The sequence below is a fragment of the Streptomyces sp. NPDC104581 genome, from assembly GCF_055583685.1.
The window spans coordinates 142,284-166,511 of sequence record NZ_JBVJNN010000011.1 but is presented as its reverse complement, the minus strand read 5'-3'; the positions used below and the strand labels follow the sequence as shown (position 1 = coordinate 166,511).

Here is a 24,228-nt window from a genome sequence, read left to right as displayed (position 1 = left end):
ACGCCAAAACCGACAACCGCCCCCCCCCCCCCCCCCCCCCGTCCCCCCCCCCCCCCCCCCCCCCCCCCCCGGGCCCTGCGTCCGGGCCCTGCGTCCGGGCCGTCAGACGGCCGCCGGCGCCCGGTCCGCTCCGGCGGTGGCGGCCGACTCATCGGAGAGGCCGATCCTCCCGTGCAGCGCGCGCAGCGCGGACGGCGCGTACCAGGCGCCGCGGCCCAGCAGCCGCATCGCGGCGGGTACGAGCACACCGCGTACCGCCACCGCGTCGATGACGATCGCCAGGCCGCTGCCGATGCCGAACATCTGGAGGAAGCTGATCTGGCTCGTCCCGAAGGCGAAGAAGCTCACGGCCAGCAGTCCGGCCGCCATGCTGACGATCCTCCCGGTACGGGCCAGGCCCTGGGTGACGGTCGTCGTCCGGTCCGCGCCCGCGTCGTGCAGCTCCTTCATCCGGCTGGTCACGAACACCTCGTAGTCCATGGACAGACCGAAGGCGACGCAGAACAGCAGCACGGTCATCGAGGTGTCCATGGGCTGGGGGGTGAAGCCCAGCAGCGAGGACAGATGGCCGTCCTGGAAGATCCACACCATCGCGCCGATCGCGGCCGACAGGCTGATCGCGTTGAGCAGCAGGGCGCGCAGCGGCTGGACGACGCTGCCGGTGAACAGGAACAGCAGCGCGAACGTCGTCACGAGGACCAGCCCGATCGCCAGGGGCAGCCGGTCACCGATGGACCGACGGGAGTCGACCAGTGCCGCGTCCGTGCCGCCGACCAGCATCTCGGTGCCCGCGGGCCGGTCCACGGCGCGGATGTCCGCCACCAGGTCCTGGGCGGCGCCGGACTTGGGCGCGGTGTCGGTGACGACGGCGAGACGCTGCGCGTCTGGCCGGGCGAGTCCGGCGCCGGCCGGGCCGGGCGGCTCGCTCCGTCCGTCGGTGTAGCTGCCGGTGGAGGCGTCGACGCGTACGACACCGTCGAGCCGGGACAGTTCGGCCGCGTACGCCGCCAGCGGCGCCGCCGCGACGGCGGAGGTGCTGACGATCTGGACGGCGCCCGCCTCGTCGGCCGGGAAGTCGTGCCGGACCGCTGTCGCGACCTGTCGGCCGGCCGCGTCCTCGGGCAGCACCCGTTCGTCGGGCGTACCGAACGTGACCCCGAGCAGCGGGCTCGCGACCAGCAGCAGTACGGCGAGCACGGGCAGCGCGGTGAGGGCGGGGCGGCGCATGACGAGAGCGGCGAGCCGCCCCCAGAAGGGCGCGTCGGAGCGGCGCCCCCTCGCCCACGGCAGTCGCCCTTTGTTGACCCGGTGACCCAGCACGGCGAGCAGCGGCGGCACCACGAACAGGGCGGCGACGACCGCGATCAGGACCACGCCGATCCCCGCGTAGGCGAAGGACCGCAGGAAGAACGGCGGGAAGACCAGCAGCGCCGCGAGCGCGGCGGCGACGGTCGCGGCCGAGAACAGGATCGTGCGTCCCGCCGTCCGTACCGTCGTGCGCAGCGCCTCGGGGACCCCTTCGCCCGCGGTGAGCTGTTCGCGGAAGCGGCTCACCAGGAGGAGCGCGTAGTCGATGCCGAGGCCCAGACCGAGCGCGGTCGTGAGGTTGATCGCGAAGACGGACACCTCGGTCAGGCTGCCGAGGGCGGAGAGCAGCGCGAACGTGCCGACGATCGCGATCAGGCCGATCACCAGGGGCAGCGTCGCGGCCACCAGGCTGCCGAAGGCCAGGACCAGCAGCACGAGTGTGACGGGTACGGCGATCGCCTCGGCCACGGCCAGGTCGCCGGAGACCTGTGAGCCGACGTCGATGCTCACCGCGCTCTCACCGCCCGCCCGGACCTCGACCCCGTCGCGGTCACCGGTGTAGCGGTCGATGAGCCGCTCGGCGCGTTCGCCGCGCTCGGTCTCGTCCCCCTTCACATGGAGGGCGATCAGGGCCTCGCCGCCGTTCTCGGAGATCAGCCGCGGGCTCCGGGTGTCCCAGTACGAGACCACGTTGCTCACGGCGGGATCGTCCTTGAGGCCCTCGGTGATGGAGCGGCCCCGCTCGTCGACGGCGGGGGAGCCGGGCCCCTGCCGCCCGCCGTCCCCGGAGCCGATCAGGAACAGCAGGTTGGTCTCGCCCCCGAACCTCTCGTCGATCCGGACGGCGGCGCGCGAGGACTGCGCGTCGGGGTCGTCGAATCCGCCGCCGAGCAGTTTGCCGAAGGCGCCCGCGCCGAGCACGCCCATGGCGACGACGGCGACGGCGGCCAGTACGAGTAGGAGCCGTGACCTCTTCAGGGCCAGCTCAGCGATCTTGGACAGCACGGGATCCCCCATCTCCGATGTTAACGGCGTCAACAATGACTCTGACAGGGGATGTTAATGCTGTCAACATCGGGCAGGATGGGGGCATGGAGACCAACCGCGCGAACCGGGGGGCCAAAGCCGGCTATCACCACGGCGACCTGCGCAACGCGCTGATCGCCGCCGGAGTGGAGCTGGCGACCGATGGCGGACCGGCGAAGATCGTGCTGCGCGAGGCGGCCCGCCGCGCCGGCGTCTCGCCCACCGCTGCCTACCGGCACTTCGCTGGGCAGGGCGATCTGCTCCTCGCGGTCAAGATCCACGCGCAGCAGCTGCTCGCCGACGCCATGGAGCGGGTCGCGGCCGGTCTGCCCCCGGGTGGCCACCCCGGAGCCGCCGCCGAGCGCCGCCTGGCCGCGATCGGCCGGGGTTACGTGGGCTTCGCCCTGGAGCACCCCGGCCTCTTCCGTACCGCCTTCTCCCACCCGGTGCCGGGTACGGACGAGGACGCCGGATGGGGCGGTGTGACACCACCCGCCGACAATCCCCAGTACCGCTCGTACAACCTGCTCAGCCAGGCGCTGGACGAACTGGTCGCCACCGGCCGCATGCCCGCCGCCAACCGGCCCGGAGCCGAGGCCGCCGCCTGGTCGACGGCGCACGGCCTCGCGATGCTCCTCCTCGACGGCCCGATGCGGCTGCTCCCGGCCGCGGACCGCGACGCCGTGATAGGCCGCACGACCGACACGATCGTCGCCGGTCTCCTGGTTCCGCGCGACGGCGCTCCCCATGACGACCCCGGGGGCCGGTGAGTGGATCATGCGGGGATCGTGTGCCGAGACCGTGTGGAGTCCCCGTCGGGCGCCGCGCCCGGCCGCCGCTCCCCGGCCGGTGTCCGGCGCCGCTCCGGCCCGCCCATGGCCCGTGAACAGTCAAGATTCCGTCAAGTCCCGCACCCCGGCGGGAGGTTGAGGTCGGCCCAGCCGCCCTCGCCGCGGCCGAGGTGCCCCGGCGCGGCCATGGCCGTTGTACGACGTAAGCTGTAGCGGTGCTGATTCGTGGCAAGAGCGGCGATACGTCCGTAAGCCCCGGCTGACCCTTCGAGGGTCCGCCAGATCGGCGGCATCCCCGTGGTCAGGCCGCGCGGCGTGTCCGAAATGGGATGTTTGGGTCGGCAGTGTAGAACGGGAGACGTGACGGCAATGACGGTTGATCTCCAGCTCCGCGAGGGTCGCGCCGTCCCCGCAGCAGGCGGTTCGCAGTGACGGGCGGCCCCCAGAACCAGGCCGACAGCTCCTCGCGTGCCACTCTCGACAAAGCCTCCGGTGAGAACTTCCCGGTCGCCCCCTTCTTCCTGCCCCGCGCCTGGCGCGAGGACCTGATGGCCGTCTACGGCTACGCCCGCCTCGTCGACGACATCGGCGACGGCGACCTCGCACCCGGCGGCGCCGACGCCCGCCACCTCGGCCTCGACCCCGCGCGTACGGACGACAGGCTCGCCATGCTGGACGCCTTCGAGGCCGACCTGGGCCGGGTGTTCGATCCGGCGGGTCCGGGCCCCGGCCATCCGCTGCTGCGGGGCATCGTCCCCACCGTCCGGCGCCACCGGCTCACTCCCGAGCCGTTCCTCCGTCTGATCGAGGCCAACCGCCAGGACCAGTCCGTACGGCGCTACGGCACCTACGACGACCTGCTCGCGTACTGCGAACTCTCCGCAAACCCCGTAGGCCGCCTCGTCCTCGCCATCACCGGCACCACCAGCCCCGAACGCGTGCGCTGCTCCGACGCCGTCTGCACCGCGCTCCAGATCGTCGAGCACATCCAGGACGTCGCCGAGGACCTCGCCGAGGACCGGATCTATCTGCCCGCCGACGACATGAAGCGCTTCCATGTCTCCGAGGCGGACCTCGCCGCACCGACGGCGAGTGCCTCCGTACGGAGCCTGATCGCCTTCGAGGCCGAGCGCGCCGGCCAACTCCTGGACGAGGGAGGGCCGTTGGTCCACAGCGTCCGGGGCAGGCTCCGGCTGCTCCTCGCCGGATTCGTCGGCGGGGGGCGCGCCGCCCTCTCCTCGGTGGCCGCCGTGGGACACGATGTACTGCCCGGACCGCCCAAAGCCACCACACCACGTCTGCTGCGTGAAGTGGGAGCAGTCCTGCGGAAATCGCACAGAGAGGGGTGAGCCGGATCGTGGAGCAACAGCCCCCCGCGTCGGCGCCGGTACTGGCCGCGTACAGCTACTGCGAGGCCGTCACCGGGCAGCAGGCCCGTAATTTCGCCTACGGCATCCGGCTGCTGCCCGCCGAGAAGCGGCAGGCGATGTCGGCGCTCTACGCGTTCTCGCGGCGCGTCGACGACATCGGCGACGGCACGCTGGAGCCCGACGCCAAGCAGTCGAGACTGGAGGACACCCGCGCCCTCCTCGCACGGATCGCACAGGGGCGGGTCGAGGAGGACGACACCGACCCCGTGGCCGTGGCGCTCTCCGACGCGACCCGCCGCCTCGGGCTCCCGCTCGACGGGCTCGACGAACTGATCGACGGTGTCCTCATGGACGTCAAGGGCGAGACGTACGAGACCTGGGACGACCTCAAGATCTACTGCCGCTGTGTCGCCGGAGCCATCGGCAGGCTCTCGCTCGGGGTGTTCGGCACCGACCCCGCCGCGGCCGGCACCGAGCGCGCGCCCGAGTACGCCGACACCCTGGGCCTCGCCCTCCAGCTCACCAACATCCTGCGCGACGTCCGTGAGGACGCCGCCAACGGCCGCACCTACCTGCCCGCCGACGACCTCGCCAAGTTCGGCTGCTCGGCGGGCTTCGGCGCCGCCGTCCCGCCCGCCGGCGCCGACTTCGGCGGACTCGTCCGCTTCGAGGTCAGACGGGCCCGCGCGCTCTTCGCCGAGGGCTACCGGCTGCTGCCCATGCTCGACCGGCGCAGCGGCGCCTGCGTCGCCGCGATGGCGGGCATCTACCGCCGGCTGCTCGACCGCATCGAACGCGACCCCGGGGCCGTCCTGCGTGGCCGCGTCTCCCTGCCGGGACGCGAGAAGGCGTACGTCGCCGTGCGCGGCCTCTCCGGTCTCGACGCCAGGAGCATCTCCCGGCAGAGCGTCAGGAGGCGCCCGTGACACTCCCGCAGGGCACCGGCGCCCGCGCCCTCCCGGGCGCCGCGACCGACCCCACGGCCGCACGGCCGACCCACCGGGTACCTGGCGCGTCATCCGCCGCGACAGTCGTGGGGGAGCGCGCATGACGACGACGGACAGCGCGGGCCCCCGCCACGCGGTCGTCGTCGGCGGGGGCATCGCCGGGGTCACCGCCGCACTCCAGCTCGCCGACGCCGGAGTGCGCGTCACCCTGGTCGAGGGCCGCCCCCGCCTCGGCGGTCTCGCCTTCTCCTTCACCCGCGGCGAGTTGACCGTCGACAACGGCCAGCACGTGTACCTGCGCTGCTGCACCGCCTACCGCTGGCTGCTCGACCGGATCGGCGGCGCAGCGCTCGCACCCGTCCAGGACCGGCTCGACATCCCCGTACTCGACGTGGGACGCCCCGACCGGCCCCGCGTCGGACGGCTGCGCCGCGACGCCCTGCCCGTACCGCTGCACCTCGCCGGCGGGCTCGCCGCCTACCCGCACCTCTCGCTCGCGGAGAAGGCGTCCGTGGGACGCGCCGCGCTCGCGCTCAAGGCGCTCGACCCCGCCGACCCGGCGCTCGACGGCATGGACTTCGCGACCTGGCTCCGCCGGCACGGCCAGTCGGCGCGCGCCGTCGACGCGCTGTGGAACCTCGTCTGCGTCGCCACCCTCAACGTCCGCGCGGAGCAGGCGTCCATGGGCCTGGCCGCGATGGTCTTCAAGACCGGACTGCTCTCCGAGCGCGGCGCCGCCGACATCGGCTGGGCACGGGTGCCGCTCGGCGACCTGCACGACACGCTCTCCCGCAAGGCGCTCGACGCCGCGGGCGTACGCACCGAACTGCGCACCCGCGTCAGGGCCGTGGCCCGCACCGCGGACGGGCGCTGGAGCGTCGACGTACCGGGGGAGCGCATCGAGGCGGACACGGTGATCCTCGCCGTACCGCAGCGCGAGACGCACGCCCTGCTGCCCGACGGCGCGCTGGACCGGCCCGGCCGGCTCCTCGACATCGGCACGTCGCCGATCCTCAACGTGCACGTCGTGTACGACCGCCAGGTGCTGCGCCGCCCGTTCTTCGCCGCGATCGGCACCCCCGTGCAGTGGGTCTTCGACCGCACCGACGCCTCGGGGCTGAAGGAGGGGCAGTACGTGGCGCTGTCGCAGTCGGCCGTCGCGGACGAGATCGACCTGCCCGTCGCCGAACTGCGCGAGCGCTATCTGCCCGAGCTGAAACGTCTCCTCCCGGCCGCGAGAAGCGCCGCGGTGCGGGACTTCTTCGTGACCCGGGAGCGGACGGCCACCTTCGCCCCGGCACCCGGCGTGGGGCGGCTGCGCCCCGCCGCCCGCACCCGGGCGGCCGGGCTCTTCCTGGCGGGCGCGTGGACCGCGACCGGCTGGCCGGCGACGATGGAAGGCGCGGTCCGCAGCGGTTTCAGCGCCGCCGGTGAGGCCCTGTCCGAACTGGGCCGCGCCCACCGGCACCCGCTGCGGGAGGCCGCGTGAGACGGGACGCCGCCATGACGGGCGCGACCAGGACGAGTACGGCGACGGCGCGTACGGGACCCATGAGTACTGCGAATAGAGGAGAGACCGTGCCGACTGTGCCCCCGGCCGACCCGGCTGTCGACACCGCGGACGTCTTCGCTCTGCTGGAGCGCGGCCGCACCCTGGCAACCCCCGTGCTGCGGGCCGTCGTCGACCGGCTCGCCCCGCCGATGAACACCGTCGCCGCCTACCACTTCGGCTGGATCGACGCCGAGGGCCGGCCCGCCGACGGCGACGGCGGAAAGGCCGTACGCCCCGCGCTCTCCCTGCTGGCCGCCGAGGCGGCGGGATCGGCGCCCGAGACGGGTGTGCCCGGCGCCGTCGCCGTCGAACTGGTCCACAACTTCTCGCTGCTGCACGACGACCTGATGGACGGCGACGAACAGCGCCGCCACCGCGACACCGTCTGGAAGGTGCACGGCCCCGCCCAGGCGATCCTCGTCGGTGACGCCCTCTTCGCCCTCGCCAACGAGGTCCTGCTGGAGATCGGCACCGCCGGCTCCGGCCGGGCCGCTCGCCGCCTCACCACGGCCAGCCGCAAGCTGATCGACGGCCAGGCGCAGGACATCTCCTTCGAGCACCGCGAGCGGGTCACCGTCGAGGAGTGCCTGGAGATGGAGGGCAACAAGACGGGCGCGCTGCTCGCCTGCGCCGTCTCCATCGGGGCCGTCCTCGGCGGGGCCGACGACCGGACGGCCGACATCCTGGAGTCGTACGGCCACCACCTCGGCCTCGCCTTCCAGGCCGTCGACGACCTGCTCGGCATCTGGGGCGACCCCGTGGCCACCGGCAAGCAGACATGGAGCGATCTGCGGCAGCGCAAGAAGTCCCTGCCGGTCGTCGCCGCGCTCGCCGCGGGAGGCGCGGCGTCGGAACGGCTCGCCGAACTCCTGGCCGCCGACGCCAAGAGCAACGATCTCGACGGCTTCTCCGAGGAGGAGTTCGCCACCAGGGCCGCGCTCATCGAGGAGGCGGGCGGCCGTGAGTGGACCTCCGATGAGGCCCGCAGGCAGCACGCCGTCGCCATCGAGGCCCTGAACCGGGTCGACATGCCCGAACACGTCCGCGCGCGGTTCACCGCGCTCGCCGACTTCGTCGTCGTCCGAAAGAGATGATCACCATCGCGCTTCGCATATCCACGCTCACCGGAGGCTGACACAGCATCAGAAGCCTCCGTAGTCGCCGTCCGGCGGTCCTGACCGATCCGCCGGACGACGGAGACCCCAGCACAGCAGAGGACCAACTGCACGTAAGGGGAAGCCATGACTGCGACGACCGACGGAAGCACCGGGGCCGTGGGACCCCGCGCTGCCGCGGCGAGCGAACCGTCCGACACCACTCCCGCCACGAACGACATCGCGGAGGCCGCACGGCGGGCCACCGCACGCTCCGTCGAGCATCTGCTCGGCCGACAGGACGCCCAGGGCTGGTGGAAGGGCGACCTGGAGACCAACGTCACCATGGACGCCGAGGATCTGCTGCTCCGTCAGTTCCTGGGAATCCAGGACACGGCGACCACCGAGGCGGCCGGCCGGTTCATCCGCGGACAACAGCGGGCCGACGGGACCTGGGCCACCTTCCACGGCGGCCCCGGTGAACTCTCCACGACCATCGAGGGATACGTCGCGCTGCGCCTCGCCGGGGACCGGCCCGACGCCCCGCACATGGCGCGCGCCGCCGCCTGGATCAGGGAGCACGGCGGTATCGCCGGGAGCCGGGTCTTCACCCGGATCTGGCTCGCCCTCTTCGGCTGGTGGAAGTGGGACGACCTGCCCGAGGTGCCGCCCGAACTGATCTTCCTGCCCAAGTGGTTCCCGCTGAACATCTACTCGTTCGGCTGCTGGGCCCGGCAGACCATCGTGCCGCTCACCATCGTCTCGGCGCTGCGGCCCGTCCGTCCCGCGCCCTTCGCGCTGGACGAGCTGCACACTGACGCCAGCCGCCCGAACCCCGTCGAACCCCTTGCCTCCGCCACCAGTTGGGACGGCGTATTCCAGCGTCTCGACAAGGCGCTGCACTTCTACCACAAGGTCGCCCCGCGCCGGGTCCGCTGGACGGCGATGAACGCGGCGGCCCGCTGGATCGTCGAACGCCAGGAGAACGACGGCTGCTGGGGCGGCATCCAGCCGCCGGCCGTCTACTCGGTGATCGCCCTGCATCTGCTCGGCTACGACCTCCGGCACCCGGTCATGCGCGCCGGACTCGAATCGCTCGACCGGTTCGCCGTCTGGCGCGAGGACGGCTCGCGCATGATCGAGGCGTGTCAGTCCCCGGTCTGGGACACCTGCCTGGCCACGATCGCCCTGGCGGACGCGGGGGTCGGTCCCGACCACCCCGCCCTCGTCAAGGCGGCCGGGTGGATGCTGGACGAGGAGATCACGCGCCCCGGTGACTGGGCCGTGCGCCGGCCGGGACTCGCCCCCGGCGGCTGGGCGTTCGAGTTCCACAACGACAACTACCCCGACATCGACGACACCGCCGAGGTCATCCTCGCCCTGCGCCGGGTCCGCCACCCCGACTCCGCGCGCCTGGACGCCGCCGTCGAGCGCGGGGCGCGCTGGACGCTCGGCATGCAGTCGAGGAACGGCGCCTGGGGCGCCTTCGACGCCGACAACGTCAGCCCGTTCCCCAACCGGCTGCCGTTCTGCGACTTCGGCGAGGTCATCGACCCGCCGTCGGCCGATGTCACCGCGCACGTCGTGGAGATGCTGGCGTACGAGGGCCTGGCCCAGCACCCCGACACCCGGCGCGGCATCGAGTGGCTGCTCGCCGAACAGGAGGCCGACGGCTCCTGGTTCGGCCGCTGGGGCGTCAACTACGTGTACGGGACGGGCTCCGCCGTACCGGCACTCGTCGCGGCCGGGATCCCCGTCGGCCACCCCGCGATCCGCCGCGCCGTCGGCTGGGTCGAATCCGTGCAGAACGAGGACGGGGGCTGGGGCGAGGACCTGCGCTCGTACCGCGACGAGAAGTGGATCGGGCACGGCTCGTCGACCGCCTCGCAGACCGCGTGGGCGCTGCTCGCGCTGCTCGCCGCCGGGCGGCGCGGGACGCGGGCCGTCGAACGGGGCGTGGCCTGGCTGGCGGCGGCCCAGCGGGAGGACGGCTCCTGGGACGAGCCGTACTTCACCGGCACCGGTTTCCCGTGGGACTTCTCCATCAACTACCACCTCTACCGGCAGGTGTTCCCGCTCACCGCACTCGGCCGGTACGTCAACGGCGAACCGGGTCCGGACCGCACGCCCGCCCGCGCCGAGCGCCTCGTCCTGGGCCGGGCGGAGAGCATCGGGGAGCGACGGCCGGCCACCCGGTCGGCGGACAGCCGGGCGGACAGCCGCAAGGGGGCGTGATGGACGCTCCCGCCGACCGGGCCGACCGGGCCGACCGGGCCGACCGGGCCGACCGGGCCGACCGCGCCGGCGGCCCGGCCGGGACTCCGCTGCTGATCGCCTGCGCGCTCGGCATCGAGCAGCTGGCCCTGCGCAGCGCGCTGCGCGGGGGCCGGGCGGGCCGGAACGGCCGGGCACCCGGCGCCGGACCCGTGACCGTGCTCCGTACGGGCATGGGCCCCGGGAACGCCGAGCGTGCGACGGCGCGCGCGCTCGGCGCGGACCGGCACAGAAACGCCGCCGTCATCGCGTCCGGATTCTGTGCCGGACTGGCCCCCGGTATGAACCCCGGGGACCTGATCGTCGCCGAAGAGACCCGGGGTCCCCACGGCTCGACGCCATGCACGGGAACGGCGCTGCTGGTGGAGGCGCTGTCCAGGACGCTGCCCGGACGTACGGTCCACACCGGCCCGCTCACCGGCTCCGACCATGTCGTACGCGGCCCCGAGAGGGCCGGACTGCGCGCCACGGGGGCGCTCGCCGTGGACATGGAGTCCGCCGCCACGCTGCTCAGCGCGCTGAGCGCCGGGGCACGCCCCGTTGCCGCCGTACGGGTGGTCGTGGACGCCCCTGAGCACGAGCTAGTCCGAATTGGTACGGTTCGCGGTGGAATATCAGCTTTCCGTGTCCTTCATGCGGTCATTCCGGCTTTTCTTGAATGGCACCGTTCTTTGCTGCTCCCCAGGAGGTGAGCTAGATGGCCATGCCGCTCCGTCAGACCATCAGGGTCGGGACGTACCTCTTCGAACAGAAACTCCGCAGGCGTGAGAAGTTCCCACTCATCGTCGAGCTCGAACCGCTCTACGCCTGCAATCTCGCCTGTGAGGGCTGCGGCAAGATCCAGCACCCGGCCGGCGTCCTGAAGCAGCGCATGCCCGTGGCGCAGGCGGTGGGGGCGGTGCTCGAATCCGGGGCGCCGATGGTCTCCATCGCCGGCGGAGAGCCGCTGATGCACCCTCAGATCGACGAGATCGTCCGGCAGTTGGTGGCGAAGAAGAAGTACGTCTTCCTCTGCACCAACGCGCTGCTGATGCGCAAGAAGATGGACAGGTTCACACCGTCGCCGTACTTCGCGTTCGCCGTGCACATCGACGGCCTCCGGGAGAGGCACGACGAGTCCGTCGCCAAGGAAGGGGTCTTCGACGAGGCCGTGGAGGCGATGAAGGAGGCCAAGAAGCGCGGCTTCCGGGTCACCACCAACTCCACCTTCTTCAACACCGACACCCCGCAGACCGTCATCGAGGTCCTCAACTACCTCAACGACGACCTCAAGGTCGACGAGATGATGATCTCGCCCGCCTACGCCTACGAGAAGGCGCCCGACCAGGAGCACTTCCTGGGCGTCGAGCAGACACGGGACCTTTTCAAGAAGGCGTTCTCCGGCGGCAACAGGGCCCGCTGGCGGCTCAACCACTCCCCGCTCTTCCTGGACTTCCTGGAGGGCAAGGCCGACTTCCCGTGCACGGCCTGGGCCATTCCCAACTACTCGCTCTTCGGCTGGCAGCGCCCCTGCTATCTGATGAGTGACGGGTACGTCCCGACGTACCGGGAGCTGATCGAGGAGACCGACTGGGACAAGTACGGCCGTGGCAAGGACCCGCGCTGTGCCAACTGCATGGCGCACTGCGGTTACGAACCCACCGCCGTGCTCGCCACCATGGGCTCCCTCAAGGAGTCGCTGCGGGCGGTTCGCGAGACGGTCTCCGGCGGCAAGTAGACCCCCGGCCCGTGACGTCGTGGCCACCGGAGGGACGGCGGCGCCCGTCGCCGCCGTCCCTCCGGCGCCCCGGCCCGCGAGCACGGTTCCTGGAGGAGAACACACCATGACGGAGTACAGCGAGAGCCGCGCGGGGCGCGGCGGCGCCACCGGAGCGGCGGGACACCGGGAGCTCGGCACCCCGGGCAAGGGCTTCGACCTCGCCAAGCTCCTCGCCGAACGCGGCGGCGAGCGCTACGAGTTGCACACCGCCCACCTCAACCACCAACTCCCGCGCATGCTGCGGACCATCGGCTTCGACAAGGTGTACGAACGCGCCGAGGGTGCCTACTTCTGGGACGCCGAGGGCAACGACTACCTCGACATGCTCGCCGGCTTCGGCGTCATGGGCCTCGGCCGGCACCACCCCGTCGTCCGCGAGGCCCTCCACGACGTCCTCGACGCCTCGCTCGCCGACCTCACCCGCTTCGACTGCCAGCCGCTGCCCGGCCTGCTCGCCGAGAGACTGCTCGCCCACAGCCCGCACCTGGACCGGGTCTTCTTCGGCAACAGCGGAACCGAGGCCGTCGAGACCGCCCTGAAATTCGCCCGGTACGCCACCGGCAGGCCCAGGATCCTCTACTGCGCCCACGCCTTCCACGGCCTTACCGCCGGCTCGCTCTCGGTCAACGGCGAGTCCGGATTCCGCGACGGCTTCGCACCGCTGCTCCCGGACACCGCGCTTGAACTCGGTGATCTCGACGCGCTGGAGAGGGAGTTGAAGCGCGGCGACGTCGCCGGCTTCGTCGTCGAACCCATCCAGGGCAAGGGTGTGCGCGCGGCGCCGCCCGGATTCCTGCGGGCGGCGCAGGAGTTGCTGCACCGGCACAAGGCGCTGCTCATCGCCGACGAGGTGCAGACCGGCCTCGGCAGGACCGGGGACTTCTACGCGTACCAGCACGAGGAAGGAGTCGAGCCGGACCTGGTCTGCGTCGCGAAGGCGCTCTCCGGCGGCTACGTGCCGGTCGGCGCGACCCTCGGCAAGGACTGGATCTTCCGGCGGGTCTACTCCTCGATGGACCGGGTGCTGGTCCACTCGGCCAGCTTCGGGTCCAACGCGCAGGCGATGGCCGCGGGGCTCGCCGTCCTGTCGGTGATCGAGGACGAGCGGATCGTCGACAACGCCAGGACGACCGGCGATCTGCTCCGGACACGGCTGGCGGAGCTGGTCGGCCGGTACGAGTTCCTGAGCGAGGTGCGCGGCCGGGGGCTGATGATCGGGATCGAGTTCGGGAGGCCCGCGTCGATCGGACTGCGTGGCCGCTGGACGATGCTCCAGGCGGCCCGGAAGGGTCTCTTCGCGCAGATGGTCGTGGTGCCGCTCCTCCAGAAGCACCGCATCCTCACCCAGGTCTCCGGGGACGAGCTGGAAGTGATCAAACTGATTCCGCCGCTGACCATCGGGGAGCGGGAGGTCGACCGCTTCGTCACGGCCTTCACGGCGGTCATGGACGACGCGCACAAGGGCGGCGGACTGATGTGGGACTTCGGCAGGACGCTGATGAAACAGGCGATCGCCAACCGGTGAACAGGCTTTTTGCCTCATAGGCAAGAGATTTGCCTCAGAGGAAAAATCCTGGCGCAATGGAGGCATGGACAACCCAGCCGCCATCGACGGGCCCGACCCCGGGACCGAGGCCCTGCCGGACGTCGCCCCACAGCTGCGCGAGCTGCGCCGGGGCCGTGGCCTCACCCTGGAGGCCGCCGCCGCACGGGCCGGGCTCTCCCCGGCCCATCTCTCCCGGCTGGAGACCGGGCGCCGCCAGCCCTCGCTGCCCATGCTGCTCGGTCTCGCGCGTGTCTACGGTACGACGGTCTCCGAACTGCTGGGCGAGGAACCGCCCGAACGCGATCCGGTCATCCGCGCCGCACGGGCGGAACCGGTGGAGGCCGACGGCTGGATCTACCGCCAGGCCGGCAGCTCATCCGGCCGCGCCATGCAGCCGCTGCGGGTCACGGTGCCCTACGGGGCGCAGGGCGACCTCGTCCGCGTCCACCCGGGGGAGGAGTGGATCCACGTCCTCCAGGGGCGGCTCCGGCTGGGTCTCGGGGACGCCGCCCATGTGCTCGGGCCGGGCGACAGCGCCCACTTCGACTCGATGACACCGCACCGTCTCGCGGCGGCCGGCCCCGACGGCGCCGAGCTGCTGTTCGTACACACCCTGCTCACCAGCCCCACCACCGAGCTGTGCCTGCCGGGCGGGGCCCACCGCCGCTGATCCGCCATCGGCTCCGACCAGATGAGAGAGGCCACCCCGTGTCCGACAGCCCCGTGGACCCCGCCGCCGCGCGTGAGCCGGAGACGGCCGCCGAGCCCGTCATGGACGAGGAGCGCAACTTCCCGCGCGGCCTCGCCATCCGCCTCTTCGCCTACCTCGTGGCCGGCCATGTCCTGGCCGGCTTCCTCTACCTGCTCTTCGAGGCGGGCGCGCAGGGCCGCTAGGGTCTGTCCGGGCGGGCCGGACGTGCTACGTCTCGTCGACCAGACGGCTCCGCAGCCGCTCGCGCCTCTCGTCCGTCAGGCCCAGGCCGTCCGTGAGGTAGCGGTCGATGCTGCCCCACGTCTCCTCCATCGTCGTGAAGGCCGTTTCGAGGTACTCGGCCCGCGCGTCGAACAGCGGCGCCAGCAGCTCCATCACCTCGGGCGAGGTCCCGTCCGGCGCCGTGCCGCTGCGGCGTACCCGGTACCTGCGGTGCGGCTCGTTCGACTTCAGGTAGTCCGCCTCGATCGCGTCCCGCTCCACCCCCACGGCGAGCAGCGACACGGCGATGGAGAGACCGGCCCGGTCCTTGCCCGCGGCGCAGTGCATCAGGGCGGGCAGGCTCTCCTCGGCCAGGGCGTGCAGCACGCGCCGGTGCTCGGCGGTGCGGTCCAGAATGATCGAACGGTACGAAGCGGACATCCGGGCCACGCCCTTGCCGTCGGCGAGGATCGACCGGAGCTGGTCGAGATCCCCGTCGCGGACCATCTTCCAGAACTCGGTCCCGTCGGCCGGGTCGGTGAGCGGGATGTTCACATTGCGTACGCCGATCAGCTCGACGTCCAGACCGTCCAGCTTCTGGTCGGCCGCGTTGCGGAAGTCGAAGACCGTGTGCAGTTCCAGTGACGTGAGGAACGCGGTGTCCTCGGCCGTGGCGTGCGCGAGATGACCGCTGCGGAAGAGCCGGCCGTACCGCACGCGCCGTCCGTCGGAGGTCGGCAGGCCGCCCACGTCGCGGAAGTTGCGTACACCGGCCAGTTCGGGCTCGGTCGTCGGGACCGGCTGCGGCACCTCGTGCGTCACGTGAGCTCCTCCGCGTCTGCGGCCGGCGCTCGTCGCCGACGCTGTCGCGCTCCGACTTTACGACATCGGTTTCCGGCGAGATCACTGCGCGATTGCGGCTTCTGTCCGTATTGGAGGATTCAACCCAACGTGCCCTGTTCGCGGGTGAGATGGGGGCAGATCGTCCACGGCTGGTGAGCCAGATCATATCCGTGACGGTGTGTGGCGGCGCCGGGAAGGGGAATTGGGGCGGCGCACGGAATTCGAAGATCCGTAATCCACGCAGGGTGACCACTCACGGAGACCGGTATTCGACGACGTATTGCCGGAGGAATACGACGGCTTGTCCGCGTCGGTGCACGCGGCTTACCGTCACCGCAATCCGAGCGGATCGCCGAATCCTGCCGCCGTTCGGAATCCGCATCCACCCAGCACCCATCCACGTGTGGCAGGAGCGGGGGACCCAGGTAGTACGCCGGTCCGGACTTCCGGAACGGCTCGGGGTGAAGTCGCGTCACGGCGCGGCCGGGCATCTCCAGCCCGAACCCGACAGCTCACCTCGCAGGCGCCGGAGAGGAATCCGCCATGCCCGGAAAGGGTAAGCACCGTCGTCCGAGGACCAACCCGATCACCCGCGGATTCGTCGCCGCCGGAACGGGTGGCGCCGCCATCGCAATTCCGCTCATCGGTGCCACCGGCGCGCACGCCGCCGAACAGGCCGCCGCCCCGTCCGTCGCGCCGGAGCGCGCCGCGCACGCCGCCCCCGCCACGCAGACGCCCAAGCAGGCCGCCACCGCCAAGACCGTCAAGACGTACTCGGTCAAGGCCGGCGACTACCTCGCCAAGATCGCCGCGACGCAGAAGGTCAGCGGCGGCTGGCACAAGCTGTACAAGGACAACCGCGCGGCCGTCGGCGACGACCCGTCGCTGATCCACCCGGGCCTGAAGCTCACCATCGGCGCGAAGAGCAAGGCGTCCTCCGAGGGCAAGGCCCGGACCACCCCGGAGAAGCCGGCCCCGGCCGAACCCGCGCCGGCCGAGCCCGCGCCGGAGGCCGACACCACCTCGGCGAACGAGCCCGCCGCCCAGAGCGGCAGCTCCGGGTACACCGCGCCCGTCGACGGCGCGAGCGCCACCACCGCCTACCGCGCGGCCGGCGGCAGCTGGGCCAGCGGCTACCACACCGGTGTCGACTTCGCGGCCGCCACGGGCACCACCGTCAAGGCGGTCGGCCCCGGCACCGTCGTCTCGGCCGGCTGGGCCGGGTCCTACGGCAACGAGGTCGTCATCAAGCACGACGACGGCCAGTACTCGCAGTACGCCCACCTTTCCTCGCTCGCCGTCACCGCGGGCCAGACCGTCGCGGGCGGCGACCAGATCGGCCTCTCCGGTTCCACCGGCAACTCCACGGGACCGCACCTGCACTTCGAGATCCGCACCGGCCCGAGTTACGGCTCGGACGTCGACCCGCTGGCGTACCTGCGCGAGCACGGCGTTTCCATCTGACCGGTTCGACCGCACCGGAAAAGGCCGTTGGCCGGCACCCCGGGTGCCCGTCAACGGCCTTTTCGCTATTCCGGCTTGAACGAATTTTGACCGGTGGTGTTTCTCACCGGCGTCAACCTCTCCTTACGGTCGCGTAGGTCACATACGCGGGTGAAGGATGTTCCGCTGTGGCTGACGATTCGAGAAGAGAAACAGGCAAGTTCTTCGGGTCGTACGCCGCCGTCGGTGACAGTTTCACCGAAGGCGTCGGCGATCCCGGACCGGGCGGAGTGTATGTCGGCTGGGCCGACCGGCTCGCCGTACTGCTCGCCGACCGGACACCCGACGGTGCGGCCGTCGACGACCCGGACCACGGGTCGTTCCGGTACGCCAACCTCGCCGTACGAGGACGGCTGCTCGACCAGATCGTGGCCGAGCAGATCCCGCGCGCCAGGCAACTCGCCCCGGACCTGGTGACCTTCTGCGCCGGCGGCAACGACATCATCAGGCCCGGCAGCGACCCCGACGACGTCGCCGAACGCTTCGAACGCGCGCTGGCGGACCTGACGAGCGCGGTCGGCACGGTCATGGTCCCCACCGGGTTCGACACCCGCGGCGTGCCGGTGCTGCGCCATCTGCGCGGCAAGATGGCCACGTTCACCGCCCATGTCCGTTCCATCGCCGACCGCCACGACTGCCCGGTCCTGGACCTGTGGTCACTGCGCTCCGTCCAGGACCGCCGTGCCTGGGACGGCGACCGGCTGCATCTGTCCCCGGAGGGCCACACCCGCGTCGCCCTGCGCGCCGCCCAGGTCCTCGGCCTCGACGTCCCGGCCGACCCGGACCAGCCGTGGCCGCCGCTGCCCCCGCGCGGCACGCTGGAGGTGCGCCGCGACGACATGCAGTGGGCGCGCGAATACCTGGTCCCGTGGATCGGCCGCCGGCTGCGCGGTGAATCCTCGGGTGACCACACGGTCGCCAAACGCCCGGACCTGCTGCCGCTGGCGCGGCACTGACGCCCCTTCACCGGTGACCCGTCACCGGGCCGGCGCCGCCGGTATCCGTTCCAGGACGCCGCCCGCGAAGACGTCGTACAGCGGCAGCGTCTCCAGGTGGACGTAGCCGATGTGGCAGTCGCACGTCGCCAGCGGGCACACGCGCGGCTCCAGGGCCGCGCGGTACGAGCCGTCGTAGAGGTTGCCCAGCTCCGCCGGGACGAAGTGGCAGCGGCGGACCGTGCCCTCGCCGTCCACCGAGATCACCGATTCGCCCGTCCGGCACGGCAGGCCGGCCGAGCGGTGGGGATGGCGGCTGTACGGGAACAACGGGTCGACCGACGTCCAGTCGGCGGCCTCGGCGTCCGAATAGATGCGGCCCTCCGCCGCGTTGACCCACAGATAGACATGCCCGGGGAGGTCGGCACGCAGGCGGCGTGCCCGGTCCAGGTGGTCGGGGAAGCCCACGATGCCGACGCTGAAGCGGATGCCCGCGGCGCCCAGCTCATGGCACTTGGTGAGGAAGCGGTCGTACGGTGTCTGACCCGGGTGGTACGTGCACCACAGGGCCACCTTCGCCGGGTCCGCGTCCTTCAGCCAGTCCGTGCGGCAGCTCAGGTTCGTCTGGATGGCGACCCGCGCGACGTGCGGGAGGTGGGAGAGGCCGGTGAGCGCGCGCCGGTACCAGGAGCGGGTGAGCCCCTCGCCCCACGGGGTGAACAGCACCGACAGCCGGTCGTCCGTCCGCTCCGCGGCCCAGGCCGTGAACCGCTCCAGCGCCGCGCGGTCCGCGCGCAGCTGGTCGGGGGTGTCACGGCGCTTGGCGAACGGGCAGTAGGGGCAGTCGTAGTCGCAGGACGCGAGGGGACCGCGGTAGAGGATCGTCAGGTCCACGTCTGTCTCACTTCGGTTCGTACGACGCCATCGCCGCCCGGACGGCGGGCGAGAACAGCGCCGGACCCAGTGCGTCGGAGTGGGCCAGGCCCTCGGGTGAGAGCCGCAGCAGACCGGGGCCCGCGTCCGTGTCGAGCCAGCCGAGGGCGGCGAAACGGTTCAGCTCGTCGGGGAAGTCGTCGTCGGGGCCGCCGCCGAACCGCTCACGGTAGTCGGCCACCGCCATCCCCCCGGCCTGGAGCAGCGACTGGAGCAGATGGCGCCGGCGCGCCTCGTCCCCGTCGATCGCCCGCCCCACCTCGGCACGGGAGAAGTCATCGGCGAGCGTGTACGCGTCGATGATCGTGCGTATCTCGCGCATCCCGACCGCGTAGTCGAAGGAGTAGTGCAGCCCCGAGGTGTACGAACGGGCGCCGCAACCGAGTCCGATCATGCCGTCGGTCTGGCACGCGTGGTCGTCCGCACCCTCGCGCGGGGCGCCCGGCAGCCGGAACATCCGCATCGACACCTGCTCGTAGCCCTGGGCGAGGAGATGGTCCCGCCCCTGGCGGTACAGCTCCAGCCGCTGGGCGTCCCAGCCCGCCTCGCTGGGATGGGCGCGCGCGCCGAGCGGGGTCAGCGGCCGGGTGTACAGCGGATAGAGATAGAGCTCCTCGGGCCGCCACGCGAGCGCCGCGTCGAGCGAGAGCCGCCAGGACCGGGGGGTCTGCCCGTCGATGCCGTAGATGAGGTCGATGTTGAGGACCGGGATCCGCGCGTCCCGGATCCTGCCGAGGGCCGCCTCGACGTCGGAGCGGCGCTGCGGGCGCACCGCGGCCTTCGCCTCCTCCTCGACGAAGCTCTGCACACCGATGCTCAGCCGGGTCGCTCCCCGGTCGGCCAGTACCGAGAGCCGGTCGGCCGTCGCGGTCGCCGGAGACGTCTCGACGGAGAGCGGAACGGACCGCAGATCGGCACCCATCCGCTTCTCGGCGATGTCGCACAGCCGCTCCAGCTCGCCCGCGGTGAGGAAGGTGGGCGTGCCGCCGCCGAAGGCCGCGGCGGCGAACCGCACCGGGCCCGCCTCCGCGTCCGCCTCCCCGCCCGGAACGGGGCCGGCGTGCAGCGCGTCGGCGACGGCCGTCGCCTGCCGGTCCAGCGCGTCGAGATAGCGGGTCGTCAGCTCGCCGGGCGCGCCGATCCGGGTGAAGAGATTGCAGAAGCCGCAGCGCACCTCGCAGAACGGGATGTGCAGATAGAGCGAGAGCGCGTCCTTGTGTTCACCCGCCCACAGCGTGCTCAGGGCGGGGCGGTCGGAGAGCGGGCGGTACGCCGTCTTGTGCGGGTAGGCGTAGACGTAACTCTCGTACGGACGCGGCGCGATGGTGGTCGCCGGGTCGGCAGGGTCGGCCGTGTCGTTCGGGTGGGTCGGTTCGGTCATCAGGGTGCCCCAGGTTCCAGGAAGAAATGGGCGTACGGCACGGTCCAGACGGACTCGTGGCCCAGGCGGTGCCCGCTCCAGCCGTCGTCACCGTAGGCCGTGCCGTGGTCGGAACAGACGATCGCGAAGCAGCGGCGCCGGCTGCTCGCCGCGGTGAACAGCCGGCCGATGTGCCGGTCGACGTATTCGAGCGCGGCGGCGTGCGTCTCCCGCGAGTCGCCCGCCGCACGGGTGGCGCCCGGCAGATGGAACCAGTTCGGCTGGTGCAGCGAGGGCACATTGACGAAGAGGAACAGCCGCTGGGCGGCGGGCAGTCCGGCCACCACCTCCTCAGCGCGAGCCACCTGCGACTCGAACGACGTCGGCGAAGCCACCCCGAACTCCGGCGCCCAGTGGCTCTCCTGGAACATTCCCGGCAGTACGGAGCCGAGCGCGCCGCGCTTGTTGAAGAAGCCGACGCCCCCGATGCACACCGTGCGGTACCCGGCTTGGGCGAGACCGGACACGAGGTCGGGCGTGTCGAAGACGAACGTCCTGTCGGCCGTGGACTCGCTCCCCTCGAACCGCGCGGCGAAGAGCCGCGGATGCGGGCCCGGCGCCGCCGGCGTCGGCAGGAAGCCGGCGAACATCGCCTGGTGCGAGGCGTAGGTGAAGCTGCCGGGAGCGTGCCGCTCCTCCCAGCGCCCACCCGGCAGATGACGTGCGAGATTGGGCAGCCGGCCCGCCTCGGCCAGCTCGGCGGCCACATCGAAACGCAGTGTGTCGAGCGTGACCAGCAGCAGGTCGTCGCGGCCGACGACCCGGCTCATGTCGGGCAGGTCGGCGGCGGCTCCGGTCTCAGATGTGAGCATGACGCTCCCGCCGCACGAGATCCCCGGCACCGACCCCGGCCCCGGTGGCGTAGGCGTCGGTCTCCGGGCCGCCGACGCGGCTGCCCGACCGCAGCGCCGCGAGCTGCGCCCCGTAGGTGTCCAGGCCCTCCGCACCGCTCCCCGGCAGTCCGGTGAGACCCGGCAGCAGGTCGCCGAAGGCGTTGACCTCGCCGACGGCGAAGCGTCGCCAGCCCGTCGCGGGCAGCAGGTCCACCCCCACGCAGTGCGTGCCGGGGAAGCACGCGGCCGCCCGCTCGCAGATCTCCAGCGCGGCGGCCCAGCTCCCGCTGCCCCCGGCCGCCTCAGCCGCCTCCCGCGCCGCTGCCAGATCGCCGCGGGCCCCGCCGAGATGCAGATTGGTCATCGGCGACGAACTCGTCCGTACGACGGCGTGCGTCGCCCGGCCCGCGACGACCACCACCCGCAGATCGGCCGCCCGGCCGTGCTGCGTGGCCTTCGGCAGCCACCGCTCGACATGCAGCCCGTCCGGGGCCAGCGCGTCGACGATCGCCGCCACCTCGGGCTCGGTGGTCAGCCGCCGTACCCGCAGCGAGTTGAACAGCCGCCCGGCGGTGTCGCGTTCGACCGATGTCGTCGCCCGCACCCGCCCCGGACCGGCGGTCTCGACCGCGAGCACCCCGGAGGCGGACGACCCGTGGGCGAGCTTGACGAACGCCCGGCGCATACCGGGACCGCCCATCAGGGCGCGTACGTCGTCCCAGCCCCGCACGGCCGGCGCGCGGGAACCGGAGGTGGGCGACGGGGGCACGGGCACGGACGCCAGGTCCAGCGCCTCGTGGCACAGCCGCTTGTCGAACAGCACCGCCAAATCGTCCGGCTCGTCCAGGAGACCGGCTCCCGCCGCCCGTACGGAGCTGCCCAACTCCCGCACGGCGGAGACGAACCGCTCGTACCAGCGGGCCGTGCCCTCCACCCGGGTGGCGTCGTCCGTGCCACGCAGCAGCCGTTCCACCGCCGCGTCCTCGCCCGGCGACTCGACCCGCACGACCTCACCCGGGCGGAACACGGCCCGCCCGCCCAGCACATCGAGCCAGGCCACCTCACGGGCCGGCGGCAGGCCCGCCGCCCGGACGGCGTCCCGGAACAGGCCGACGCGCCGGTTGGCGGGATTGCCGACGACAGCCAGGGCCGGCACCCGGCGCGGCGCGGCGCTACTCGGAGACGGCGACATAACGCCACTCGTCGTCGTCGGTGCCCTCGCTGTAGTCCATCGCCGACTCCAGCTCCAGCCGCACGCCGTGCGGCCCCAGAGCATCCTCAATCCGTCCGGTCCACGCCTTCGAGACGAAGTGATGCCTCAGGTCCAGCTTCTCCAGATGGGTGAGCGGCTGGCCGGCGAGGAGCGCCTCGGCCCCGGCGTCGGTGAGCGTGCCCATGGACAGGGCCAGCGACCGGAGCCCGGCGACGACCGGCGCCGAGGCCACGGCGCCCGCGATCTCGTCCTGGATCTCGCTGTTCTGGAGCCCCAGATGGCGCAGCCGCGGGAACCGGCCGCCGTCGAGGAGCGGCGCCAGATCGGCGACGGTCGCGTTGCCGCCGTACTCCTCGACGCCGAGCCACAGCTCCAGATGCTCCAGCGCGGGCAGTCCGCTCGCACCGACGGCCCGCACGACGGTCCCCGGCAGCCCGCCCGACTCGAAGCGCAGGACCCGCAGCCGGTCGTGCTCCACCGGCCGCAGCCGCAGGTCACCGTCCCTGTACGTGTCGCCGCAGCCCCGCACCCCGAACTCCTCCAGCAGCGGGAACGCCTCGATCGCCGGGGTGATGTCGTTGATCCGCAGCCAGGACACCTCGCACTCCTCGCCGACCACGTCCGCCAGGAACAGCGCGCGCAGCGCGGGGAACCGGGCCGCGTCGGCGACCAGCAGCTCCAGGACGGGGCGCAGCTCCGAGTACTCGCCGCACCACCACGGCCCGATGACCAGGGCCCGCACCCGCTCGGTGTCCACGACGTCCGTGAAGCGCCGCCACAGCCTGTCGTACGGCCACTCCTCGTCCCATCCGCAGTCCAGCCGCCACGCGACGGCGTCGGGCTCGGGCAGGGACCCCGGTCCAGGGGTCTCCTCGCGCGGAAGGGTGAGGACGGGCAGCCCGTAGAACTCCTGGATGTGGTCGATCCCGTCCGGGCCGGCGTCGAGGCCGGTCATTCGGCCACCGCCGTGTAGCGCGACTCTTCCTCCCTGGCGGACTCGCGCTCGGAGAGGTCCACGACGACCCCCGCGGGCTCCAGCGTCTCGCGCAGCCGCTTCTCCATGGGCTCGCTCAGATAGTGGTGGTGCAGGTCCAGCTTCTTCAGATGGGTGAGCGGCTGCCCGCTGAGCAGCGCCTCCGCGCCCTCGTCCCCGAGGGTGCCCATCGACAGGTCGAGCGTCTCCAGGCGTGCCACGACCGGCGCTCCCGCCATCGCCGCGGCTATCTCGTCCTGGATCTCGCTGTTCCGCAGGGCCAGGGACGTCAGCGCGGGCAGCCGGGCACCGGTGAGGAACGGATCCAGGTCCGCCACGATCGTGTTCGCCCCGTACCAGGAGACCCCCAGCCAGATGTCCAGACGTTCGAGCGCGGGCAGGTCGGCCGCGCCGATGTCCCGTACGACCTCGGCGTCCAGGCCGCCCGTCTCGACGGTCAGCGAACGCAGCCCGTCGTGCTTGACACCGGCCATGTTCAGCCCCTGGCCGCCGCGCACCCCGAACGAGTGGAGCTGCGGAAAGCCGTTGATCAGTGGGCCCATCGCCGTCTGGTTGATCCAGGAGATCTCGCACTCCTCGTACGTGATGTCACCGACGAACAGCGCCCGCAGCGAGGGGAGCCGGTCGCTCGCCGCGAGGAGCGCGGCCGTCACCTCGTCCGGCGCGGTCTCGTACACCTCGCTCCAGGCGCCCACGATCAGCGCGCGGACCCTGGTGGGGTCGACGGCGGCCAGGAAGCGCGCGAACGCCTCCTGCCACTCCTCCTCGCTGTCGTACGCGTCGACGCCGACACGCCAGGCCACCGAACCCGCGTCGGGCAGTTCCGCCTTCGGCTCGGCTTCGGCGTCGGGGAAGTCGAACGCGGGCAGGCCGTCCAGCTCCTGCAGATGGTTCGAAACGGTCATGGCGATTGCTCCAGACACCGGGCGTCGGCGTTGATCGGCTTGATGCTGAGAGAAGTTGTAACAGGCCCC

At 72.2% G+C, this 24,228-nt stretch carries 21 protein-coding genes and 1 riboswitch; of the genes, 13 read left to right on the top strand and 8 right to left on the bottom strand.

Going from position 1 to position 24,228, the window contains the following annotated elements; all coding sequences use genetic code 11:
• Positions 1–102: 102 nt before the first annotated feature.
• Positions 103–2,313, bottom strand: a complete 2,211-nt coding sequence (locus ACZ61E_RS12340; protein ID WP_469699524.1) for an MMPL family transporter — start codon at positions 2,311–2,313, stop codon at positions 103–105.
• Between the two features lie 86 nt (positions 2,314–2,399).
• Here ACZ61E_RS12340 and ACZ61E_RS12335 point away from each other — a divergent pair, with 86 nt between their 5' ends.
• The 11 genes from ACZ61E_RS12335 to ACZ61E_RS12285 all read left to right on the top strand — a co-directional run bounded on the left by ACZ61E_RS12335 (position 2,400) and on the right by ACZ61E_RS12285 (position 14,561).
• On the top strand, positions 2,400–3,104 hold the full coding sequence (locus tag ACZ61E_RS12335; RefSeq protein WP_469699523.1) for a TetR/AcrR family transcriptional regulator: 705 nt from the start codon (positions 2,400–2,402) through the stop codon (positions 3,102–3,104).
• 449 nt (positions 3,105–3,553) lie between these two features.
• Positions 3,554–4,474, top strand: a complete 921-nt coding sequence (gene hpnC, locus ACZ61E_RS12330; protein ID WP_469699522.1) for a squalene synthase HpnC — start codon at positions 3,554–3,556, stop codon at positions 4,472–4,474.
• Complete coding sequence (hpnD, locus tag ACZ61E_RS12325) at positions 4,471–5,421, top strand: presqualene diphosphate synthase HpnD (protein WP_469699521.1); 951 nt, start codon at positions 4,471–4,473, stop codon at positions 5,419–5,421. Before hpnC ends, hpnD begins: the two co-directional genes overlap by 4 nt.
• 121 nt (positions 5,422–5,542) lie before the next feature.
• Positions 5,543–6,931: a hydroxysqualene dehydroxylase HpnE gene (gene hpnE, locus ACZ61E_RS12320; protein ID WP_469699520.1), complete on the top strand. Its 1,389-nt coding sequence runs from the start codon at positions 5,543–5,545 to the stop codon at positions 6,929–6,931.
• Positions 6,932–6,993: 62 nt separating this feature from the next.
• Positions 6,994–8,088: a polyprenyl synthetase family protein gene (locus ACZ61E_RS12315; protein ID WP_469699519.1), complete on the top strand. Its 1,095-nt coding sequence runs from the start codon at positions 6,994–6,996 to the stop codon at positions 8,086–8,088.
• A gap of 147 nt (positions 8,089–8,235) precedes the next feature.
• Positions 8,236–10,323 (top strand): squalene--hopene cyclase, encoded by a 2,088-nt coding sequence (shc, locus tag ACZ61E_RS12310; RefSeq protein ID WP_469699518.1) that lies wholly within the window; start codon positions 8,236–8,238, stop codon positions 10,321–10,323.
• Complete coding sequence (locus ACZ61E_RS12305; RefSeq protein ID WP_469699517.1) at positions 10,323–11,054, top strand: phosphorylase family protein; 732 nt, start codon at positions 10,323–10,325, stop codon at positions 11,052–11,054. Before shc ends, ACZ61E_RS12305 begins: the two co-directional genes overlap by 1 nt.
• A gap of 5 nt (positions 11,055–11,059) precedes the next feature.
• Entirely contained in the window at positions 11,060–12,079 is a 1,020-nt protein-coding gene (gene hpnH / locus ACZ61E_RS12300; RefSeq protein WP_469699516.1) for an adenosyl-hopene transferase HpnH, read from the top strand.
• Between the two features lie 106 nt (positions 12,080–12,185).
• Complete coding sequence (locus tag ACZ61E_RS12295) at positions 12,186–13,646, top strand: aspartate aminotransferase family protein (protein WP_469699514.1); 1,461 nt, start codon at positions 12,186–12,188, stop codon at positions 13,644–13,646.
• Positions 13,647–13,710: 64 nt separating this feature from the next.
• Positions 13,711–14,337: a helix-turn-helix domain-containing protein gene (locus ACZ61E_RS12290; RefSeq protein ID WP_469699513.1), complete on the top strand. Its 627-nt coding sequence runs from the start codon at positions 13,711–13,713 to the stop codon at positions 14,335–14,337.
• Positions 14,338–14,375: 38 nt separating this feature from the next.
• Complete coding sequence (locus tag ACZ61E_RS12285; RefSeq protein WP_469699512.1) at positions 14,376–14,561, top strand: DUF6126 family protein; 186 nt, start codon at positions 14,376–14,378, stop codon at positions 14,559–14,561.
• A 25-nt stretch (positions 14,562–14,586) separates the two neighbouring features.
• On the opposite strand, the gene ACZ61E_RS12280 is transcribed toward ACZ61E_RS12285, so the two are convergent.
• Positions 14,587–15,390, bottom strand: coding sequence for a tyrosine-protein phosphatase (locus ACZ61E_RS12280; protein ID WP_469699545.1), 804 nt, complete (start codon positions 15,388–15,390; stop codon positions 14,587–14,589).
• A gap of 413 nt (positions 15,391–15,803) precedes the next feature.
• Positions 15,804–15,962: riboswitch (cyclic di-AMP (ydaO/yuaA leader) on the top strand.
• Between the two features lie 4 nt (positions 15,963–15,966).
• Between ACZ61E_RS12280 and ACZ61E_RS12275 the strand changes: the two genes are divergently transcribed.
• Both ACZ61E_RS12275 and ACZ61E_RS12270 read left to right on the top strand, forming a co-directional pair.
• Entirely contained in the window at positions 15,967–16,887 is a 921-nt protein-coding gene (locus ACZ61E_RS12275; RefSeq protein ID WP_469699511.1) for a peptidoglycan DD-metalloendopeptidase family protein, read from the top strand.
• Positions 16,888–17,054: 167 nt separating this feature from the next.
• A complete protein-coding gene (locus ACZ61E_RS12270; RefSeq protein ID WP_469699510.1) occupies positions 17,055–17,882 on the top strand; it encodes an SGNH/GDSL hydrolase family protein in 828 nt (275 codons plus the stop codon).
• 21 nt (positions 17,883–17,903) lie between these two features.
• Here ACZ61E_RS12270 and ACZ61E_RS12265 read toward each other — a convergent pair whose 3' ends face one another.
• From ACZ61E_RS12265 to ACZ61E_RS12240, 6 genes are read right to left on the bottom strand one after another with little or no spacing between them, the layout of a single operon-like run.
• Positions 17,904–18,755, bottom strand: a complete 852-nt coding sequence (locus tag ACZ61E_RS12265; RefSeq protein ID WP_469699509.1) for an STM4011 family radical SAM protein — start codon at positions 18,753–18,755, stop codon at positions 17,904–17,906.
• Between the two features lie 7 nt (positions 18,756–18,762).
• Entirely contained in the window at positions 18,763–20,175 is a 1,413-nt protein-coding gene (locus ACZ61E_RS12260) for an STM4012 family radical SAM protein (protein ID WP_469699508.1), read from the bottom strand.
• On the bottom strand, positions 20,175–20,984 hold the full coding sequence (locus tag ACZ61E_RS12255) for an STM4013/SEN3800 family hydrolase (RefSeq protein WP_469699543.1): 810 nt from the start codon (positions 20,982–20,984) through the stop codon (positions 20,175–20,177). The genes ACZ61E_RS12260 and ACZ61E_RS12255 overlap by 1 nt, the downstream gene beginning before the upstream one ends.
• A gap of 28 nt (positions 20,985–21,012) precedes the next feature.
• On the bottom strand, positions 21,013–22,239 hold the full coding sequence (locus ACZ61E_RS12250) for an STM4014 family protein (RefSeq protein WP_469699506.1): 1,227 nt from the start codon (positions 22,237–22,239) through the stop codon (positions 21,013–21,015).
• Positions 22,220–23,215: an STM4015 family protein gene (locus tag ACZ61E_RS12245; RefSeq protein ID WP_469699505.1), complete on the bottom strand. Its 996-nt coding sequence runs from the start codon at positions 23,213–23,215 to the stop codon at positions 22,220–22,222. The genes ACZ61E_RS12250 and ACZ61E_RS12245 overlap by 20 nt, the downstream gene beginning before the upstream one ends.
• Positions 23,212–24,159 (bottom strand): STM4015 family protein, encoded by a 948-nt coding sequence (locus tag ACZ61E_RS12240; protein WP_469699504.1) that lies wholly within the window; start codon positions 24,157–24,159, stop codon positions 23,212–23,214. Before ACZ61E_RS12240 ends, ACZ61E_RS12245 begins: the two co-directional genes overlap by 4 nt.
• Positions 24,160–24,228: the final 69 nt, after the last annotated feature.

What these genes read in the sequence shown, in the direction of transcription:
- ACZ61E_RS12275 (WP_469699511.1), top strand. Translation starts at nt 15,967, where the DNA reads ATGCCCGGAAAGGGTAAGCACCGTCGTCCGAGGACCAACCCGATCACC.
- ACZ61E_RS12305 (WP_469699517.1), top strand. Translation starts at nt 10,323, where the DNA reads ATGGACGCTCCCGCCGACCGGGCCGACCGGGCCGACCGGGCCGACCGG.
- ACZ61E_RS12290 (WP_469699513.1), top strand. Translation starts at nt 13,711, where the DNA reads ATGGACAACCCAGCCGCCATCGACGGGCCCGACCCCGGGACCGAGGCC.
- ACZ61E_RS12250 (WP_469699506.1), bottom strand. Translation starts at nt 22,239, where the DNA reads ATGTCGCCGTCTCCGAGTAGCGCCGCGCCGCGCCGGGTGCCGGCCCTG.
- ACZ61E_RS12260 (WP_469699508.1), bottom strand. Translation starts at nt 20,175, where the DNA reads ATGACCGAACCGACCCACCCGAACGACACGGCCGACCCTGCCGACCCG.
- ACZ61E_RS12245 (WP_469699505.1), bottom strand. Translation starts at nt 23,215, where the DNA reads ATGACCGGCCTCGACGCCGGCCCGGACGGGATCGACCACATCCAGGAG.
- ACZ61E_RS12255 (WP_469699543.1), bottom strand. Translation starts at nt 20,984, where the DNA reads ATGAGCCGGGTCGTCGGCCGCGACGACCTGCTGCTGGTCACGCTCGAC.
- shc (WP_469699518.1), top strand. Translation starts at nt 8,236, where the DNA reads ATGACTGCGACGACCGACGGAAGCACCGGGGCCGTGGGACCCCGCGCT.
- ACZ61E_RS12240 (WP_469699504.1), bottom strand. Translation starts at nt 24,159, where the DNA reads ATGACCGTTTCGAACCATCTGCAGGAGCTGGACGGCCTGCCCGCGTTC.
- hpnH (WP_469699516.1), top strand. Translation starts at nt 11,060, where the DNA reads ATGGCCATGCCGCTCCGTCAGACCATCAGGGTCGGGACGTACCTCTTC.
- ACZ61E_RS12315 (WP_469699519.1), top strand. Translation starts at nt 6,994, where the DNA reads ATGAGTACTGCGAATAGAGGAGAGACCGTGCCGACTGTGCCCCCGGCC.
- ACZ61E_RS12335 (WP_469699523.1), top strand. Translation starts at nt 2,400, where the DNA reads ATGGAGACCAACCGCGCGAACCGGGGGGCCAAAGCCGGCTATCACCAC.
- hpnE (WP_469699520.1), top strand. Translation starts at nt 5,543, where the DNA reads ATGACGACGACGGACAGCGCGGGCCCCCGCCACGCGGTCGTCGTCGGC.
- ACZ61E_RS12295 (WP_469699514.1), top strand. Translation starts at nt 12,186, where the DNA reads ATGACGGAGTACAGCGAGAGCCGCGCGGGGCGCGGCGGCGCCACCGGA.